Origin of the sequence: Gilliamella sp. B2785, from assembly GCF_026537005.1 — a bacterium.
Lineage (GTDB): Bacteria > Pseudomonadota > Gammaproteobacteria > Enterobacterales > Orbaceae > Gilliamella > Gilliamella apicola_E.
In genome coordinates, this window is the sequence record NZ_JAFNNC010000004.1 from 1 (window position 1) to 17,218 (window position 17,218).

Annotated in this window: 15 protein-coding genes and 1 rRNA gene; 3 read left to right on the top strand and 13 right to left on the bottom strand. The window is 33.8% G+C overall.

From position 1 onward, the window contains the following. From J3U24_RS05440 to murA, 7 genes are all read right to left on the bottom strand, one after another. Positions 1-290: ribosomal RNA gene (locus J3U24_RS05440) — 16S ribosomal RNA — on the bottom strand; the annotation flags it as partial. Positions 291-830: 540 nt separating this feature from the next. After that, complete coding sequence (locus J3U24_RS05445) at positions 831-1,901, bottom strand: acyltransferase family protein (protein ID WP_220225243.1); 1,071 nt, start codon at positions 1,899-1,901, stop codon at positions 831-833. A 147-nt stretch (positions 1,902-2,048) separates the two neighbouring features. After that, entirely contained in the window at positions 2,049-2,300 is a 252-nt protein-coding gene (locus J3U24_RS05450; protein WP_065734913.1) for a GNAT family N-acetyltransferase, read from the bottom strand. A 175-nt stretch (positions 2,301-2,475) separates the two neighbouring features. Next, positions 2,476-3,438, bottom strand: coding sequence for a 6-phosphofructokinase (gene pfkA, locus J3U24_RS05455; RefSeq protein ID WP_065562788.1), 963 nt, complete (start codon positions 3,436-3,438; stop codon positions 2,476-2,478). A gap of 76 nt (positions 3,439-3,514) precedes the next feature. Next, positions 3,515-4,429: a cation diffusion facilitator family transporter gene (locus J3U24_RS05460; protein WP_065734914.1), complete on the bottom strand. Its 915-nt coding sequence runs from the start codon at positions 4,427-4,429 to the stop codon at positions 3,515-3,517. Positions 4,430-4,440: 11 nt separating this feature from the next. After that, the gene (locus J3U24_RS05465) at positions 4,441-5,016 is read right to left on the bottom strand and encodes a DJ-1 family glyoxalase III (RefSeq protein WP_065562786.1); all 576 of its coding nucleotides are present in this window, start codon (positions 5,014-5,016) and stop codon (positions 4,441-4,443) included. Positions 5,017-5,068: 52 nt separating this feature from the next. After that, positions 5,069-6,322 (bottom strand): UDP-N-acetylglucosamine 1-carboxyvinyltransferase, encoded by a 1,254-nt coding sequence (gene murA, locus J3U24_RS05470; RefSeq protein ID WP_065734915.1) that lies wholly within the window; start codon positions 6,320-6,322, stop codon positions 5,069-5,071. A gap of 363 nt (positions 6,323-6,685) precedes the next feature. On the opposite strand from murA, the gene J3U24_RS05475 reads away from it, so the two are divergent. Further along, positions 6,686-7,744: an FAD-binding protein gene (locus J3U24_RS05475; RefSeq protein ID WP_267337374.1), complete on the top strand. Its 1,059-nt coding sequence runs from the start codon at positions 6,686-6,688 to the stop codon at positions 7,742-7,744. A gap of 44 nt (positions 7,745-7,788) precedes the next feature. Beyond that, entirely contained in the window at positions 7,789-8,448 is a 660-nt protein-coding gene (gene can / locus J3U24_RS05480; protein ID WP_065562862.1) for a carbonate dehydratase, read from the top strand. 2 nt (positions 8,449-8,450) lie between these two features. On the opposite strand, the gene nrdG is transcribed toward can, so the two are convergent. The 5 genes from nrdG to trxA form a co-directional block, all read right to left on the bottom strand. Then, entirely contained in the window at positions 8,451-8,915 is a 465-nt protein-coding gene (nrdG, locus tag J3U24_RS05485) for an anaerobic ribonucleoside-triphosphate reductase-activating protein (protein ID WP_065562863.1), read from the bottom strand. A gap of 18 nt (positions 8,916-8,933) precedes the next feature. After that, complete coding sequence (gene nrdD / locus J3U24_RS05490; protein WP_065734917.1) at positions 8,934-11,069, bottom strand: anaerobic ribonucleoside-triphosphate reductase; 2,136 nt, start codon at positions 11,067-11,069, stop codon at positions 8,934-8,936. 376 nt (positions 11,070-11,445) lie between these two features. Continuing rightward, the gene (gndA, locus tag J3U24_RS05495; RefSeq protein WP_267337373.1) at positions 11,446-12,861 is read right to left on the bottom strand and encodes an NADP-dependent phosphogluconate dehydrogenase; all 1,416 of its coding nucleotides are present in this window, start codon (positions 12,859-12,861) and stop codon (positions 11,446-11,448) included. A 165-nt stretch (positions 12,862-13,026) separates the two neighbouring features. Next, positions 13,027-14,289 carry a transcription termination factor Rho gene (gene rho, locus J3U24_RS05500; protein WP_065734919.1) on the bottom strand — a complete coding sequence of 421 codons (1,263 nt, stop codon included), beginning with the start codon at positions 14,287-14,289 and terminating at the stop codon, positions 13,027-13,029. Between the two features lie 324 nt (positions 14,290-14,613). Continuing rightward, positions 14,614-14,940 carry a thioredoxin TrxA gene (trxA, locus tag J3U24_RS05505; RefSeq protein WP_065734920.1) on the bottom strand — a complete coding sequence of 109 codons (327 nt, stop codon included), beginning with the start codon at positions 14,938-14,940 and terminating at the stop codon, positions 14,614-14,616. 153 nt (positions 14,941-15,093) lie between these two features. On the opposite strand from trxA, the gene rhlB reads away from it, so the two are divergent. Further along, complete coding sequence (gene rhlB, locus J3U24_RS05510; RefSeq protein ID WP_065734921.1) at positions 15,094-16,320, top strand: ATP-dependent RNA helicase RhlB; 1,227 nt, start codon at positions 15,094-15,096, stop codon at positions 16,318-16,320. A 96-nt stretch (positions 16,321-16,416) separates the two neighbouring features. Here rhlB and J3U24_RS05515 read toward each other — a convergent pair whose 3' ends face one another. Continuing rightward, positions 16,417-17,034: a TfoX/Sxy family protein gene (locus J3U24_RS05515; protein ID WP_065734922.1), complete on the bottom strand. Its 618-nt coding sequence runs from the start codon at positions 17,032-17,034 to the stop codon at positions 16,417-16,419. Positions 17,035-17,218 lie beyond the last annotated feature (184 nt).

Below are 17,218 nucleotides of genomic sequence, written 5' to 3' on the forward strand. Positions count from 1 at the left end.
ACCAGCTAGAGATCGTCGCCTTGGTAAGCCTTTACCTCACCAACTAGCTAATCCCATATGGGTTCATCAAATGGCGCATGGCCCGTAGGTCCCATGCTTTGGTCTCTCAACGTTATGCGGTATTAGCAGTCGTTTCCAACTGTTGTCCCCCTCCATTCGGCAGATCCCCATACTTTACTCACCCGTCCGCCACTCGTCATCAAGTGCAAGCACTCATGTTACCGTTCGACTTGCATGTGTTAAGCCTGCCGCCAGCGTTCAATCTGAGCCATGATCAAACTCTTCAATTTAAAGTTTGATGCTCAATAACTGTCTCTGACATAATTCAAATGAATCTTCAGTGTCACTTATCAAGACTTAATTTTTGAGTCCGTAGACTTTTAATTTTTCGTCTCGCAAGTGCCCACACAGATTGTCTGTTTCTTCTTTTTAAAGAGCTGACAGCTTTAAGTTAACTTCGCGATTTCTTGCTTCAGTTTGCTGTCTCAAGGGCTGCGTATACTACGCTACACCTTTTTATTCGTCAAGATCTTTTTTTAAAAAATTTGATCTTGTTCACCAACTTCATTATCGCCTGCTTTCGCTGACGCCGTGTCAGTGGATGCGCATTATAGGCACTTCTTTTTTTTTGGCAAGTGAAAAATCACACTTAGAATTCCGTTTGTTTTTTATTTGTTCAGCGGCAATATTGATATACTCTAGATAAAGCAAAAATTGTTACTATAAAAATTCGAAAAATCAAAACGTTGCTTCAAGATACATATTGTTATATGTTTTGAACCATAAAAACACATAATTTCTATCAAGTATTCGTTTAACTATCATAAATATTAACGATTACCACCAATCAAATATTTTGCTTTATCTTTGAATACTAATTTAATGGTATACGCAACAAGAACACTTATAGTTAATGTACATATTAAAAAGCTAATAGCACCAAGTGATGCTAATTCACCATTATCTGTTTTGATAATGTATCCAAAAGGTGAGTTCAGTAACTGTGCTTCTAAAAGGATTACGATAATTTCATGAACAAAATAGATGGGAAAACTAACATTTGCCATAAAAGAAAAAAACTTAAATGTTTTACTTTCATTATTTTTATGGTTCAAGCTATCCAAAAAATAAAGTGCTAAAATAAATAAAATAATCTTTTGTAATGTATCGTAATAAAGTTTTTCAACACAAAGATGATCAACATAGCGATAAGCAAATGGAATAAAAAAGCATAAACAAAAAAAGAAAATCACCAAAACTAAATTATCTTTAACTAGTTTCATAATTTTTTCATAATTTTGCTTTATCATCATTCCCGTCAAATAAACAGGTCCATAATGCAATAAATTTAGCAATGGCTGAGTATAATCAGGCTTCGTGAACATAACTACCCAGAACATCGAAACTAACCCTACGATAATCAAACTTTTTTTTGACCATTTATATAATAAAGGGCTAATTGCGAAAATAATGATAATCATCGGCATAAACCATAATGGCAAAAGCTGGGTTCCGGTCAACATCATTTTAATGATTGAAGTACTCGAACTTGGTTCCGTTAGCGAAAATATAGGTAAACTGGATAGATATTGGTAATGAAAATATAGGAAACAAAATATCGATACAGAAATATATGGGCAAACTACTGTTTTAAACTTAGATAAATAATACGCTTTTACATTATATTTATAAGTTAAATGCTGAAATAAAAACCCCGCAATTAATACAAAAAATGTTGTGAAATTAAAAGCAAATAAATTTAAAAAAGAAAATAAATAACTATTAGCAATTAAATGGCTATTTTTAAATACACCTAAACAATGGCTAAAAACAATCATAATGATGGCTACGCCACGCAATACATGAATAGAATGAATTTTTTGGGGTTTGACTATTGTCATTTCAGTTATCAAAACATAACAAAGAAAATTTGCTATACATTAGCACAAAATTTCAAGATAAAAACTAGTATTATTTTAGAAAATGCACAAAATATTTCTTGACAAATTTCTGAAAAAATTACAAATATTTATCAAATATAAACACAATTAGTTGTCTAGCTTACTCGCAGCAAAAGAACATAAAGGAATGATTTCACGTTTTTCTTGCTTTAATGTTTTTATCACAAGTTCAAGTAACTTATCTGCTATTCCTTGTCCACGATAATTAGGATCTGTATAGGTATGATTGATGGTTGCTTTATCTTGCCCAATTCGAGTAAACGTCATTTCTGCTATTTCTTGATTATTGTCATTACACACATAGAAACGATCGTTATCTTGCTTATATTGTAATGTCATAAAATTCCTCAATTAGTATGATTTTCATCGAAATTAATTAAATAAGAAAAGAAAAATTTGTTGGAATTTATTAAAAAAATAGTTTTAAACTTATAAAGTGAATAATTGATAAACCAAAATCAAACCATAGTATATCAATTATCCACATCTTATTAGATTATCAATGGAGCAATATTTAGAATAAACGTTTCGCTGTATTGTAAAGATCCATATCAAATGGTCTTTTCATATTATTGATAGCATCAATGATATCATGATGAACCAATTTACCATTTTGAATTCCGACACAACGTCCAGCATGACCATCAATGAGTAATTCAACCGCATAAGCCCCCATACGTGAACCTAAAATTCGATCATAAGGTACAGGTGAACCACCGCGTTGTACATGGCCTAGGATAGTTGCTCGCGTTTCATGATGTACTGCTGCTTCAATATCTTTTGCTAATTGGTTTACATCACACATATGTTCAGTAACAGTGACAATTGCATGTTTTTTACCTTTAGCAAAACCTAATTTTATCTCTTCAATTAAGTCTTCTTTAGTATAAGAAACTTCAGGAATGATCATAAATTCACAACCGCCAGCTACTGAAGCACTTAATGTCAAATCACCACAATCTCGTCCCATAACCTCAATTACAGAAATTCGGTGATGTGAAGAACAAGTGTCTCTCAATCTATCTATAGATTCAACAACTGTACTTAATGCAGTAAAATAACCAATCGTGTAATCAGTTCCTCGGATATCATTATCAATGGTGCCAGGTAAACCAATACATGGAAAACCTTCTTCAGTTAATCGCATCGCACCCATATATGAACCATCACCACCGATAACCACTAAAGCATCAATTTGATGTTTCTTTAAATTAGCAATCCCTTTTTTTCTAATTTCTTGATCTTTAAATTCAGGAAATCGAGCTGATCCTAAAAATGTTCCACCTCGGGTAATGATATCTGAAACACTAGAACGATCTAACTTGACAATGCGATCTTCACAAAGACCCAAGTAACCATCATAGATACCGAAAACCTCTAAGCCTTCAGTTAACGCAGTTCTCACAACTCCACGAATAGCTGCATTCATCCCTGGCGCATCACCACCACTGGTTAAAATACCTATTTTTTTTATCATAAAAAATAACTCCAATTTATAAACCTTTGGCTATTATAAAGTCATAATAAATAACTAACAATATAAAGTTTAGAAGCTATTTTGAATAGTTTTTCAGCTGATTTGTTTCAAGAGGAACAACAGAAATCGGATCTTGATGGATAATCACTGTTGCTGGAGCAAATTCTCTAGAGATATGTTTTTCGATTGTATCAGCAACTGCATGAGCTTTTATTAATGGCATATCATCATCTAATTCAAGATGTAGTTGTATAAACTTCACCGGGCCTGCTTGCCTAGTTTTCAAATCATGAAAACCACGCACATTTGAATAAGAAGAGACAATTTCACTAATTCTTTGGTTATCACTTTCAGGTAAAGCCTTATCTAATAAGTCTTGAATTGCACTATAGGCTATTTTACAAGCATTATAAAAAATATATAACGCAATAAAGAATGCAAAACAGGCATCAGCATACGTAATACCATACCAGCTTAAAAATAGTGCAATAATAACTGCGATATTCATAAACAAATCTGATGAGTAATGCAACATATCTGCTTGAATCGCTTTACTATTTGTCTGTTTTATCACATGCTTTTGATATAAAACTAATGTGGCAGTCACAACAACCGAAATCATAGATACGATAATACCGAATAAAGGGAACTCTATTGCAGTTGGATGAATAATAGATTTAATACTTGATAATAATAAAATGGTCGCCGAACCAATAATAAAAGCACTTTGTGCTAATGCGGCTAATGATTCAGCTTTTCCATGACCGAAAGTATGATCATCATCAGCAGGTTTTAATGCATAACGGACTAAGAAAAAATTAAGCCCAGATGCAAGCAAATCAATACTTGAATCCAACAGTGATGCAAATAAACTCATTGAGCCAGTGAACCAGCACGTAATTAATTTAATAATGATAAGGAAAATAGAAATTAAAACAGCACTCAATGTCGCCTTTTTAATTAATTTTTCATACAAATGTGATTTTGACATTTGTTACCTATTTATTGGTAGGATTCTATCCCTTGTGGAAGCACCAATTGCGCAGCTACTTCGGCTGCAATCTTTTTGTCTAATAAAACTTCAATAATTTTTAAAGCAAAATCAATTGAAGTTGCAGGGCCTTGACTAGTAATAACTCTATTTTGAACATCAAAATAAACTCGATCCGATTTCCAGTTTTTAATAGCATCTTTGGTTGATGGATAACCCGTCATATATGCATTCGGGAATAAATTATGATGTTGAAGAACCATCGCTGGGGTTGCACAAATAGCTGCAATAACAACCCCGGCTTGATGAGCTTGCTTTAATTTTTCAATTAATTGTTGAGAGTCTCGAAAGTTTTCAGCTCCAACTAATCCACCAGGTAAAATAATCGCATCAAAATGAATATCGCTAACTTCAGAAAACGTTTTTTGAGTTAGGATAGTGACACCGCGAGAACATTGAACTATTTTATCTTCAGTAATACTTGCATAGGTAACTTTAATTCCAGCACGTGTCAACAGATCAATTGTTGTCACGGCTTCAGTTTCCTCACAGCCATTTGATAAAAAAACTAATGCTTGCTTTGTCATATTACACCCCTTCCTATCAACTAACTGTCTTTACAAAATGTTAAAAATAGAACTATTTAACTCGTTCAATGTTAGCGCCTAATTTTCTTAGCTTATTTTCAATATTATCATAACCACGATCGATATGGTAAATACGATCAACAATTGTTGAACCTTCAGCTATACATCCAGCCAAAACTAGACTCGCAGAAGCACGTAAATCAGTTGCCATTACTTGAGTTCCACTAAGTTTCTCAACGCCATGAGTAATCAGAGTATTACCTTCGATTTCGCCATGAGCTCCCATACGAATAAGTTCTGGTACATGCATAAAACGATTTTCAAAAATTGTTTCTTTGATAATTCCGGTGCCTTCTGCCACCATGTTTAATAATGAAAATTGGGCTTGCATATCAGTTGGAAAACCTGGGTGAGGTGCTGTATGAATATTAACGGCTTTTGCTCGTTTACCTTGCATATCTAAACAAATCCAATCTTCGCCAGTTTCAATATTGGCTCCCGCTTCCTTCAATTTTGATAATACAGCATCAAGTAAGCTTGGATCAGTTTTACGACAAGTTATTTTGCCGCGTGAAATAGCTGCAGCAACTAAAAATGTTCCAGTTTCAATACGATCAGAAACGACTGAGTGTACACCACCACCAAGACTAGCAACACCTTCAATTTCAATGCGCATAGTACCGGCACCAGTGATTTTAGCGCCTAACATATTTAAAAATTTTGCGGTATCAACTATTTCTGGCTCACACGCTGCATTTTCAATTATCGTTTTACCTTCAGCTAGAGTTGCTGCACACATAATAGTAACTGTCGCACCAACGCTAACCTTATCCATTACAATATGAGCACCTTTTAAACGACCATCAACTGTAGCTTTAACATACCCCTCATCTAAAGTAATTGTCGCACCTAATTGTTGTAGTCCAGTAATATGTAGGTCTACAGGCCTTGCACCTATTGCACATCCACCAGGTAATGAAACTTGCCCTTGACCAAATCGAGCAACAAGAGGACCTAGAGCCCAAATTGAAGCTCGCATCGTTTTTACAAGTTCATAAGGCGCACAATAGTTATCAATCTGACCTGCATCAAGATGAATAGAACCATTCCGTTGATATTTCACGCCTAATTGCTCAAGAAGTTCCAGTGTAGTATCAATATCTTTTAACTTGGGAACATTTTGTAATTCAACTGGTTTTTCAGCCAAAATTGCAGCAAATAAAATAGGTAGCGCCGCATTTTTAGCGCCAGAAATGACAACTTCTCCATTTAAAGAAGTTGGGCCTGTAACGTGAAACTTTTCCATTGTTAACTCTTATTCATTTTAAATGGCGATTATTATAAAAGTTATTCACTAATAGATAAATGAATTTTATCAAAATATGGTGACTATATTTGTCATCACCAATCCATAACAAAATAATTTCAATTATTTATTATCAATAAATAATTTGTTATCCCATACAAAATCAGATAAATATTAAATAAAAAATTCTTAATTTTGTTTTTAAATCAACTAGTAAGAAGTATAAATAGATTTCAAAAACCCCGTTCCTCAACTTTTTTTACTAAAATTGATTAATTTCCTTATTTTCCTATTCACTACAATTTTATCGAAGTATGGTAAAATAGATAATATTCAATCTTATAAATCAAACAATACAATAATATGGATTACGATATTGCTATCATTGGACTTGGACCTGCAGGTAGTACCTTCGCACGTCTACTTAACCCATCTTTTAAAATTATTGCATTAGATAAAAAGCATCAAGCTGGTAATGAGGGTTTTCATAAACCTTGTGGTGGATTATTAGCAGATGACGCTCAAAAAGCATTTGTGCGACAAAAGTTAAATTTACCTACTGATATATTGACTGATCCACAAATTTTTAGCGTTAAAACGATCGATCTTCAATCCAAACTTATTCGTAATTATCAACGTAGTTATGTTAGTTTTGACCGACATAAATTTGACCTATGGTTAAAATCATTAATTCCCAACACTGTTAATGTTTTACATAACACACTATGTAAAGAAGTCAGAAGAGTAATCGATGGATATCAAGTTACTTACATCGATGAAAATAAAATCGAACACAAAATTACGGCTAAATATGTAGTTGGTGCCGATGGCGCTAACTCGATTGTTAGACGAATGCGTTATCCTCATCATTCCATCAGACAATATGTTGCTATTCAACAATGGTTTACTGAAAAACATCAACGTCCTTTTAATACATGTATTTTTGATAATCAATCAACAAATTGTTATGCGTGGAGTATTTCTAAAGATGGATATTTCATTTTTGGTGGCGCTTTCCCGAAAAAAACAGCGAATCAACACTTTGAATCGTTGAAAGAAAAGCTAACAAAGCAAGGGTTTATTTTTGGAGAACCGTTAAAAACTGAAAAATGTCTTGTGGTTTATCCAAATCGCTTCCAAGATTTTTATACAGGCAATGAAAATATCTTTTTAATCGGTGAAGCAGCAGGTTTCATCAGCGCAAGCTCATTAGAAGGTATTAGTTATGCGCTTGATAGCGCAGAGATTTTAAGCAAGATATTAAATAGTGGTATAGCAAAACCAAATAAGCGTTATTATCAAAAAACAATTCCATTACGCTTAAAGCTTTATAGCAAAATTATCAAGGCTAAAATACTGACTACACCATTGTGGCGTAAATTAATTATGAAAAGTAAAATTCAACATATCAAAACAATTTAATTTATAAAAAATGAAATAATGAAATATAACAAGGAAAAGACATTATGTTTGATGTCAACGATCTAATTCGCTTTAATCATGAATGGTCAGAAAAGATAGCACAGGAAGATCCTGAATTCTTTAAACAGCTCGCGGTTGCACAAAATCCTAAATTTTTGTGGATCGGTTGTTCCGATAGTCGCGTTCCAGCAGAAAAGCTTATCAAACTAAAACCGGGTGAAATGTTTGTTCATCGAAACGTTGGCAACCAAGTGATTCATACGGATCTAAATTGCCTTTCAGTTGTCCAATACGCAGTTGATGTACTTAAAATCGAAGATATTATTGTTTGTGGTCATTTAGATTGTGGTGGTATCCGTGCCGCAGTTGAAAATCCCGATTTGGGCCTAGTTAATAATTGGCTACTTCATATCCGTGATTTATGGTTTCGCAACAGTTCTTTACTTGGTAAGTTTCCTGCTGATATTAGAATGGATATTTTATGTGAACTCAATGTAATTGAACAAATCTATAATTTAGGGCATTCGACCATTATTCAAGCAGCATGGCAACGTGGTCAAAAGGTTAATTTACATGGTTGGGTTTATGGGATCGATAATGGAAAAATTACAGATTTGCATATTACATCATCAAGTAGTGAAAATCTCGAAATCAACTATCGTGAAGCGATTTCTTATCTGTTAAATCTGCATAAATTACAATAAATTTATTTGAATCGATGGATAATTTGATTACTGCTACCTCGCCATAATAGTTTAGGATCAGCGAGATCTTGTACAAATTTTCCATCAATCAAGACATCAATATAAGGCACTACAGATTGCTGTTCATCGGTTAATTCATTAAGTTTATAACCTGTCCATAACCAAATATCTTTATTATCACATTCGGCTTTTACTCGTTTAACTAATTTCAAAATGGTTGGCACATTTTTAGGGTGTAAAGGATCACCACCAGAAAGTGATAATCCTTGGCGTTTTATTTCGGTATCTTGTAAATCTTTAATGATTTGATCTTCAAGTGATTGTGTAAATGGCTTACCAGAGTTTATTCCCCATGTGCTTTTGTTATAGCAGCCAGGACATTGATGTACACAACCTGCTACAAAAAGTGTACAACGAGTCCCTTCGCCATTAACAACATCAACAGGATAATAACGATGATAATTCATAATAACAAAATTAATTTTTTAGCCTATTTGGCCATTATCCAAATGTTTAACTCGACGTTTTACTTCTTCTTGCTTACCGGCATTAAATGGACGAGCATCAGGACTTCCTAAATAACCACAAACACGGCGAGTCACAGAAACTTTTGACGAATCATGGTTACCACAACTAGGGCAAACAAATCCTTTGCTAGTACATGAAAACTCACCGGTATAACCGCATTCATAACATTCGTCAATCGGGGTATTAGTGCCATAATAAGGCACACGAGTGTAGCTGTAATCCCAGACATCCTCTAATGCTTTAACATTATTAATCATGTTAGGATACTCGCCATAACAAATAAATCCGCCACTTGCTACTGCTGGATAAGGTTTTTCAAACTCGATTTTTTCATATGGGTTAACCTTTTTCTCAACATCGAGGTGGAAACTATTCGTATAATAACCTTTATCTGTTACTCCAGGAATAATACCAAATTCAGCTGTATCTAAACGGCAGAATCGGTCACATAAATTTTCACTTGGTGTACTATATAAGCTAAATCCATAGCCTGTTTCTTTCTTCCATTGGTCAACAGCTTTAGCTAAGTGTTCAACTATTGCTATACCTTTTTCGCGTAAAGTTTCACTGTCAAATGGATGGGTTTGGTTTCCGTATAGTGCATTTAGTGTTTCATGTAGACCAATATAACCTAATGAAATTGATGCACGACCATTTTTAAAGATTTCAGAAACACTATCATCTTCTTTCAATCGAACGCCACACGCCCCTTCCATATATAAAATCGGAGCAACACGTGCTTTTACTCCATCAAGGCGAGCAATACGCGTCATCAATGCTTTTTTACAAAGGTTTAAACGTTTATCTAAAATTTCCCAAAAACGAGCTTCATCACCTTTTGCTTCAATTGCAATACGAGGTAAATTAAGGCTAATTACACCTAAATTGTTACGCCCGTCATGAATTTGTTGTCCGTCTTCTTCATAAACACCTAAAAAGCTTCGGCATCCCATTGGTGTTTTGAATGATCCAGTTACTTCAACAACTTTATCGTAATTTAAAATATCTGGATACATACGTTTGCTAGCACACTCTAATGCCAATTGTTTAATATCATAATTAGCATCACCTTGTTTATGGTTAATACCATCTTTAATAGCAAAAACAAGTTTTGGAAATACTGCTGTTTTATGATTTTTTCCTAACCCTTTTATACGCACTTTTAAAATTGATTCTTGGATAAGTCGTGATTCCCAACTGGTTCCTAAACCAAAACCAAAAGTAACAAAAGGCGTTTGTCCATTTGCAGTATGAAGTGTATTAACTTCATACTCTAAAGATTGAAATGCATCATAACACTCTTTTTGCGTACGGCTTTCTGCATACGCTTCAGGATTTGGAATATCCCACTCTTCTGCAACTTTTTTATGCTTTTGATAACTGATAGTCACAAATTTTGCTAGAATTTCATCAATTCGATTAATGGTTGTACCACCATAAATATGACTAGCGACTTGTGCGATGATTTGAGCGGTTACCGCAGTTGCTGTTGCAATAGATTTTGGTGGCTCAATTTCAGCATTACCCATCTTAAAACCATTTGTTAACATCCCGTCTAAATCAATTAACATACAGTTGAACATTGGGAAAAATGGCGCGTAATCGAGATCATGATAATGAATTTCACCACAATCATGTGCACGAGAAATATCTTTAGGTAACAAATATTGTTTAGCATAATGTCTTGCAACAATACCCGCTAATAGATCTCGTTGAGTTGGAATAACTTTACTATCTTTATTCGCATTTTCGTTCAAAATAGCAACGTTACTTTGTTCTATTAAGCCACGAATATCTTGATTCAAACGGCTACGTTCTTCACGCGCGCGATCACGATCATGTCGGTATTCAATATAAGTTCTTGCCAATTTTTTATAAGGCCCTGACATAAGTTGATTTTCAACGACATTTTGAATTTCATTGATATCAACACTTTCACGATCCATCATTTGATTGGTCACAACGCGAGCAACGGAGGCACAATAGTCTGGGTCATTAACATTGGCCGCAACAGCTGCTCTTATAATAGCGTCTTTAATACGAACCTCATTAAATGCAGTTTGACAGCCATCACGTTTGATTACTACGGGCATATATACTCCTCAATATTCATTAATAGTTAGCGCTTGGCATGAGTTTTATATCAACCTTAATAGTTGTTGTGGCTATTCAAAACTATTGATTTTTTATTAAAATATGGGCCTTTTGATATAAACTCGGATTTTCACATCGCTTTAGAAAACACTATATGTAGTAAATATTAGTAAATTATACACCATATATTGTGTTTTTCTAGTTTATTTAAAAAATAAATTTGCTTGACAAGGCCAACGCTAATAATTGCAAGTCTTTCGATGATTAATTTGAGAAAAATTTGGGTAGATTGGATATAAAAGATGGATAAATTTTGTATGAGTGCAACTGATTTTGCACTCATACATCGAATACAACAACAGATCTTAATCAGAATTAAGATTCAATATTTAACCAATCAGTATGGAACACACCTTCTTTATCGATACGTTTATAGGTATGAGCACCAAAATAGTCTCTCTGAGCCTGAATTAAATTAGCAGGTAGCACAGCTGAACGATAGCTATCATAATATGCTATTGCTGCCGACAAAGTAGGAACAGGAATACCTTGCGAAACCGCTAGACAAATAACATCACGTAATGATTGTTGATAAGCCTCAACCGTTTTACGAAAATATGGTGCTAACAGTAAGTTATCAATATTGTTATTTTCAGTATAAGCATCAGTAATTTTTTGTAAAAATTGCGCTCTAATAATACATCCTGCTCTAAAAATCTTTGCAATTTCACCATAATTTAATTGCCAATTATAATGTTCTGATGCAGCTTTTAACTGTGCAAATCCTTGCGCATAAGAGATAATTTTACCCATATAAAGTGCTTTACGTACTTTTTCAATTAAAGTTTGTTTATCCCCTGTAAAATCTTCTTTTTCCGGCCCTTTAAGCACTTTTGATGCAGCTACTCGCTGATCTTTAATCGCTGAAATATAGCGAGCGAATACAGATTCAGTTATCAAAGATAAAGGCTCACCTAAATCTAATGCACTTTGGCTTGTCCATTTTCCGGTACCCTTATTACCAGCGGCATCAAGGATCATATCGACCAAATAATCGCCATTTTCATCTTTATATTTAAAAATGTCCGCTGTTATCTCAGTTAAATAGCTGTCTAATTCGCCTTTATTCCAATCAGCAAACACATCGGCAAGCTCATCATTTGTTAAACCAACAACATGTTTTAGTACACTATAGCTCTCTGCAATTAATTGCATGTCACCATATTCAATTCCATTGTGCGCCATTTTAACGTAATGTCCTGCTCCATCAGGACCGATATAAGCCACACATGGTTCACCATTCGCTTTAGCCGCTATTTTTTCTAAAATCGGAGCAACTAACTCATACGCCTCTTTTTGACCACCAGGCATAATTGAAGGTCCTTTTAATGCACCTTCTTCACCTCCAGAAACACCGGCTCCTATAAAATTAAAGCCTTCATCGGATAACATTTTATTACGACGAATAGTATCTTCAAAGAAAGCATTACCACCATCAATAATGATATCCCCTTTATCTAATAACGGTCTCAGCTCATCAATTACGGCATCTGTTCCTTTACCTGCTTGCACCATAATTAATATACGCCGTGGTTTTTCTAATGAGTTAACAAAATCTTCAATACTATAATAAGGAACCAATCGTTTATCAGAATGTTCAGCCATTACTTGTTCTGTTTTATCTTTAGAACGATTATAAATTGATACTGAAAATCCTCGACTTTCGATATTAAGTGCAAGGTTTCGCCCCATAACGGCCATTCCAATAACACCGATTTGCTGTTTAGACATAATTTGGCTCCTTTATTTAATCTCTATAACCTTAACAAGGTTTGGTACTGTTACCTTAACGCTTATTAACAATATAAGTTATATATTGCCATAAAAAAAACCGTATCAATACATAATACGGCTTTTTTTCATTATTTTAATTAAAATGCTTTGGAATTAAGCGAATTATGAACGCTTCATCATTTCAAAAAACTCATCATTAGTTTTTGTCATGGCAAGTTTATCAATTAAGAATTCCATTGCATCAATTTCACCCATTGGGTTGAGGATTTTACGCAAAATCCACATTTTTTGTAGTTCATCAGGTGAAGTCATTAGATCTTCTTTACGCGTACCTGAACGATTAAAGTCAATAGCAGGGAATACACGTCGCTCAGCAATTTTACGTGATAAGTGTACTTCCATATTACCCGTACCTTTGAACTCTTCGTAAATGACTTCATCCATTTTAGAACCAGTATCAATTAAAGCAGTAGCAATAATTGTTAAACTGCCGCCCTCTTCTACATTACGTGCAGCACCAAAAAAACGTTTAGGACGATGTAACGCGTTAGCATCAACACCACCAGTCAATACTTTACCTGATGATGGAATAACGGTATTGTACGCACGAGCTAAACGAGTGATTGAGTCTAATAAAATAATGACATCTTTTTTATGTTCAACTAAACGTTTTGCGCGCTCAATTACCATTTCAGCGACTTGAACATGTCTTGCTGCTGGTTCGTCAAACGTAGAAGCTACAACTTCACCTTTAACTAAACGTTGCATTTCAGTAACTTCTTCTGGTCGTTCATCAATCATCAATACGACTAATTCACATTCTGGATGATTTACCGCTAAGCTTTGTGCAATGTTTTGTAATAACATTGTTTTACCCGCTTTTGGCGGAGCAACAATTAAACCACGTTGACCTTTACCAATTGGTGAAGCTAAATCAAGTACTCTTGCGGTAATATCTTCTGTAGAACCATTACCTCGCTCCATACGTAAGCGAGAATTAGGATGTAAAGGAGTTAAATTTTCAAAAAGGATTTTATTGCGAGCGTCTTCAGGTTTATCGTGATTAACTTCATTTACTTTTAATAAAGCAAAATATCTCTCACCTTCTTTCGGCGGTCTAATTTTGCCGGCAATGGTATCACCAGTTCTTAAATTGAATCGTCTAATTTGACTAGGTGAGACATATATATCGTCAGGTCCAGCCAAATAAGAACTATCTGCAGAACGCAAAAATCCAAAGCCGTCTTGCAAAATTTCAAGTACACCATCGCCAAAAATATCTTCACCACTTTTAGCGTGTTGTTTTAATATTGCAAAAATAATATCTTGTTTTCTAAGGCGGGCAAGATTCTCAAGCCCCATATTTTTCTCACCAAGCGCTACAAGCTCGGAAACAGAAGTGTTTTTTAATTCAGTTAAATTCATAGTTTATAAATTCTTGAGGATAAAATTGATATGTTTACAATTACTGCTATTTTTGTATATTTCTTTCATTTACTTATAAAAAATTTTCTTTCTAGCAATATATAAAATTAATTTATTAATCAGCTTTTTCGATGATAATTATGTATTTGGGCATTGAATTTTAACCACTTTATCAAGAAAAACAATGGATTGCTGAAAGGGGTTTATGTAAGAAATTAGCAATTTACACTAAAATTATAGGTATGTCTATACTTAATTGCGATTTTTGGGAATAAAAAATAATAAGCGTAATAAAACGCTTATTATTTATATTTTTTCAATTGATTAAAGCTGTGGATCAATAAATGCTTTAAGTTGTGCTTTTGATAACGCACCTACTTGAGTGGCAACAACTTGACCATTTTTAAAAATTAATAGGGTTGGAATACCTCTAATCCCAAATTTTGGGGCAATATTCGGATTTTGTTCAACATTTAATTTGGCGATAATAATTTTATCAGCATATTCTGGAGCTATTTCTTCCAAAATCGGGGCAACCATTTTACAAGGTCCACACCACTCAGCCCAAAAGTCAACCAATACTGGTTTAGTTGATTCGCTTATTACTTTATCAAATGTAGCTTCAGAAAGTGCAACAATATTATCACTCATTTAATTATCTCCTAGAAAATTTGTCTAAAAATATATTAGGATATTTTCATACCTACCGCTAGTAATTATTCTAATAGGACATAATTATTAGTGAAGTTGTTGTATTTAGTATGCTACAATTACCGAATTCTGATAATTATATTCTAAACAATAATGATTCAATCATATCTTACAAAAACAACTTTCAATCAATTTCCCTTACACCCATTAGTCATAAAAGCGTTGGAGAAAAAAGGTTTCGTTTACTGTACCCCAATTCAAGAACAAACATTGCCATTTACAACAAAAGGAATTGACATTGCCGGGCAAGGACAAACTGGAACGGGTAAAACGATTGCGTTTTTGGCATCAACATTTAATCATTTATTGAATAATGCTCCATTACCCGATCATAAATCTAATCAACCAAGAGCTGTCATTATTGCTCCAACACGTGAGTTGGTTGTACAAATATACAATGATGCTCAAACTCTCTCAGAAGAAACAGGTATTAAATTAGGACTAGCTTATGGCGGTGATGGTTATGATAAGCAACTAAAGATGCTTTCTGCTGGAGTTGATGTATTAATTGCAACAACAGGAAGACTCATCGATTATGCAAAACAAGATTATATTAATTTAGGTGCAATCCAAGTTGCAGTTCTAGATGAAGCGGATCGTATGTTTGATTTAGGTTTCATCCGTGATATCCGATGGATATTTAGACATATGACATCGCCACAAAATCGTCTTACCATGTTATTTTCAGCGACGTTAACTCATAATGTTCGTGAATTAGCTTTTGAATACATGAACGAACCACAATATGTTGAAGTTGAGCCTGAACAAAAAATTGGTCACAGAATAAAAGAAGAGCTGTTTTTTCCGTCAAACGAAGATAAGTTAGCTCTATTACAAACGCTTATTGAAGAAGAGTGGCCTGACCGTAGCATTGTATTTGCTAATACCAAAGTTGCCTGCGAAAAAATCTGGCGTCATTTAGTTGCAGATGGCCATCGAGTAGGACTACTTACTGGTGATATCGCACAAAAAAAACGTTTATCCATTCTTGATAAATTTACCCAAGGTGATCTTGATATTTTAGTAGCAACAGATGTTGCTGCCCGTGGCTTACATATCCCAAATGTAACCCATGTTTTTAACTATGATCTTCCTGATGATTGTGATGATTATAGACATCGAATAGGTCGTACAGGACGCGCCGGTGCCGAAGGTTATTCGATTTCATTAGCTTGTGAACGTTATTCACAAAACTTACCTGCTATTGAAAAAGCCATTGATCACACTATTCCTGTTAGTCAATATGATCCTCAGGCGTTATTAACTAATTTACCAACACCTAAACCATTTAAAAGACCAACTCGTAGAAAACCATCATAATAAAGATTGTTGGTTAATCCCTAATTAGCATCGAATTTAATACCATCATTAAAAACTAAGTTTAATGATGGTATTTTCCTTATTAAAAGTAATTGATTAAATCAAATCTTGTTTTGTATTCAAGAAATTTTGATAAGCTAATTCAATTTCTTCTTTAGTTTCGGATGATAATGTTCCTACATGTCGATCATGTAAGGCTCCATATAAACCAAACAGAACATTAATTGACAGTTTTGGATTTTTACTTTTTATTCGATAAAAAGTTTCCAAATAACCGACTTCTTTAAATGTTTCTATATCGGTAATATCAGAACTTACCATCAATTTTTCCAAAGAAACCGTCATGTTGGGTAAAGATTTTAAACGACTTTGGTATCTAGCTACTTTTTCGTCTAGATCTTGTTTTGCATGTTCAATGACCATTTTCACTATATCATGCAATTTTTTTCGATCTTGGCGTAACGCATCACTTGCTTTATAGTAATCAAGCAATTTATGTGATCCATCAAATACCAGATCAAGTGGTTGCATACCGAGTTCAACAAACATTGAACGATATTTATCATGGGCTCTCAGATAAACATCATTTTGATCGACCCAAGCAAACATAACTGATTCACTATTAAGACTAAATCCTCCAAAAAATGACCTTAATGAAATGTCTTCAATGCAAGAAAACTCCTGTTTAATATTCACTGCTAATGTTTTAAGCATATAAATTCCCTTTCACTTACCTTTATAAATAACTTTAACTAATATGTTTATGCTAAACTATATTAATTTTATTAATATTAAAACAACTAATTAACATTAATTAATAAATATGGGATCTGTCTTCCATAAATGAATATTTGTTTGATTTGTACTTGATTAATTAAATTTTTTTTGCTCTAAAAAA

Excerpts from the sequence above, each read along its gene's own strand:
- pfkA (WP_065562788.1), bottom strand. The coding sequence starts at position 3,438 with ATGATAAAAAAAATAGGTATTTTAACCAGTGGTGGTGATGCGCCAGGG.
- rhlB (WP_065734921.1), top strand. The coding sequence starts at position 15,094 with ATGATTCAATCATATCTTACAAAAACAACTTTCAATCAATTTCCCTTA.
- J3U24_RS05515 (WP_065734922.1), bottom strand. The coding sequence starts at position 17,034 with ATGCTTAAAACATTAGCAGTGAATATTAAACAGGAGTTTTCTTGCATT.
- J3U24_RS05465 (WP_065562786.1), bottom strand. The coding sequence starts at position 5,016 with ATGACAAAGCAAGCATTAGTTTTTTTATCAAATGGCTGTGAGGAAACT.
- gndA (WP_267337373.1), bottom strand. The coding sequence starts at position 12,861 with ATGTCTAAACAGCAAATCGGTGTTATTGGAATGGCCGTTATGGGGCGA.
- J3U24_RS05445 (WP_220225243.1), bottom strand. The coding sequence starts at position 1,901 with ATGACAATAGTCAAACCCCAAAAAATTCATTCTATTCATGTATTGCGT.
- rho (WP_065734919.1), bottom strand. The coding sequence starts at position 14,289 with ATGAATTTAACTGAATTAAAAAACACTTCTGTTTCCGAGCTTGTAGCG.
- trxA (WP_065734920.1), bottom strand. The coding sequence starts at position 14,940 with ATGAGTGATAATATTGTTGCACTTTCTGAAGCTACATTTGATAAAGTA.
- J3U24_RS05475 (WP_267337374.1), top strand. The coding sequence starts at position 6,686 with ATGGATTACGATATTGCTATCATTGGACTTGGACCTGCAGGTAGTACC.
- J3U24_RS05460 (WP_065734914.1), bottom strand. The coding sequence starts at position 4,429 with ATGTCAAAATCACATTTGTATGAAAAATTAATTAAAAAGGCGACATTG.
- nrdG (WP_065562863.1), bottom strand. The coding sequence starts at position 8,915 with ATGAATTATCATCGTTATTATCCTGTTGATGTTGTTAATGGCGAAGGG.
- murA (WP_065734915.1), bottom strand. The coding sequence starts at position 6,322 with ATGGAAAAGTTTCACGTTACAGGCCCAACTTCTTTAAATGGAGAAGTT.
- can (WP_065562862.1), top strand. The coding sequence starts at position 7,789 with ATGTTTGATGTCAACGATCTAATTCGCTTTAATCATGAATGGTCAGAA.
- nrdD (WP_065734917.1), bottom strand. The coding sequence starts at position 11,069 with ATGCCCGTAGTAATCAAACGTGATGGCTGTCAAACTGCATTTAATGAG.
- J3U24_RS05450 (WP_065734913.1), bottom strand. The coding sequence starts at position 2,300 with ATGACATTACAATATAAGCAAGATAACGATCGTTTCTATGTGTGTAAT.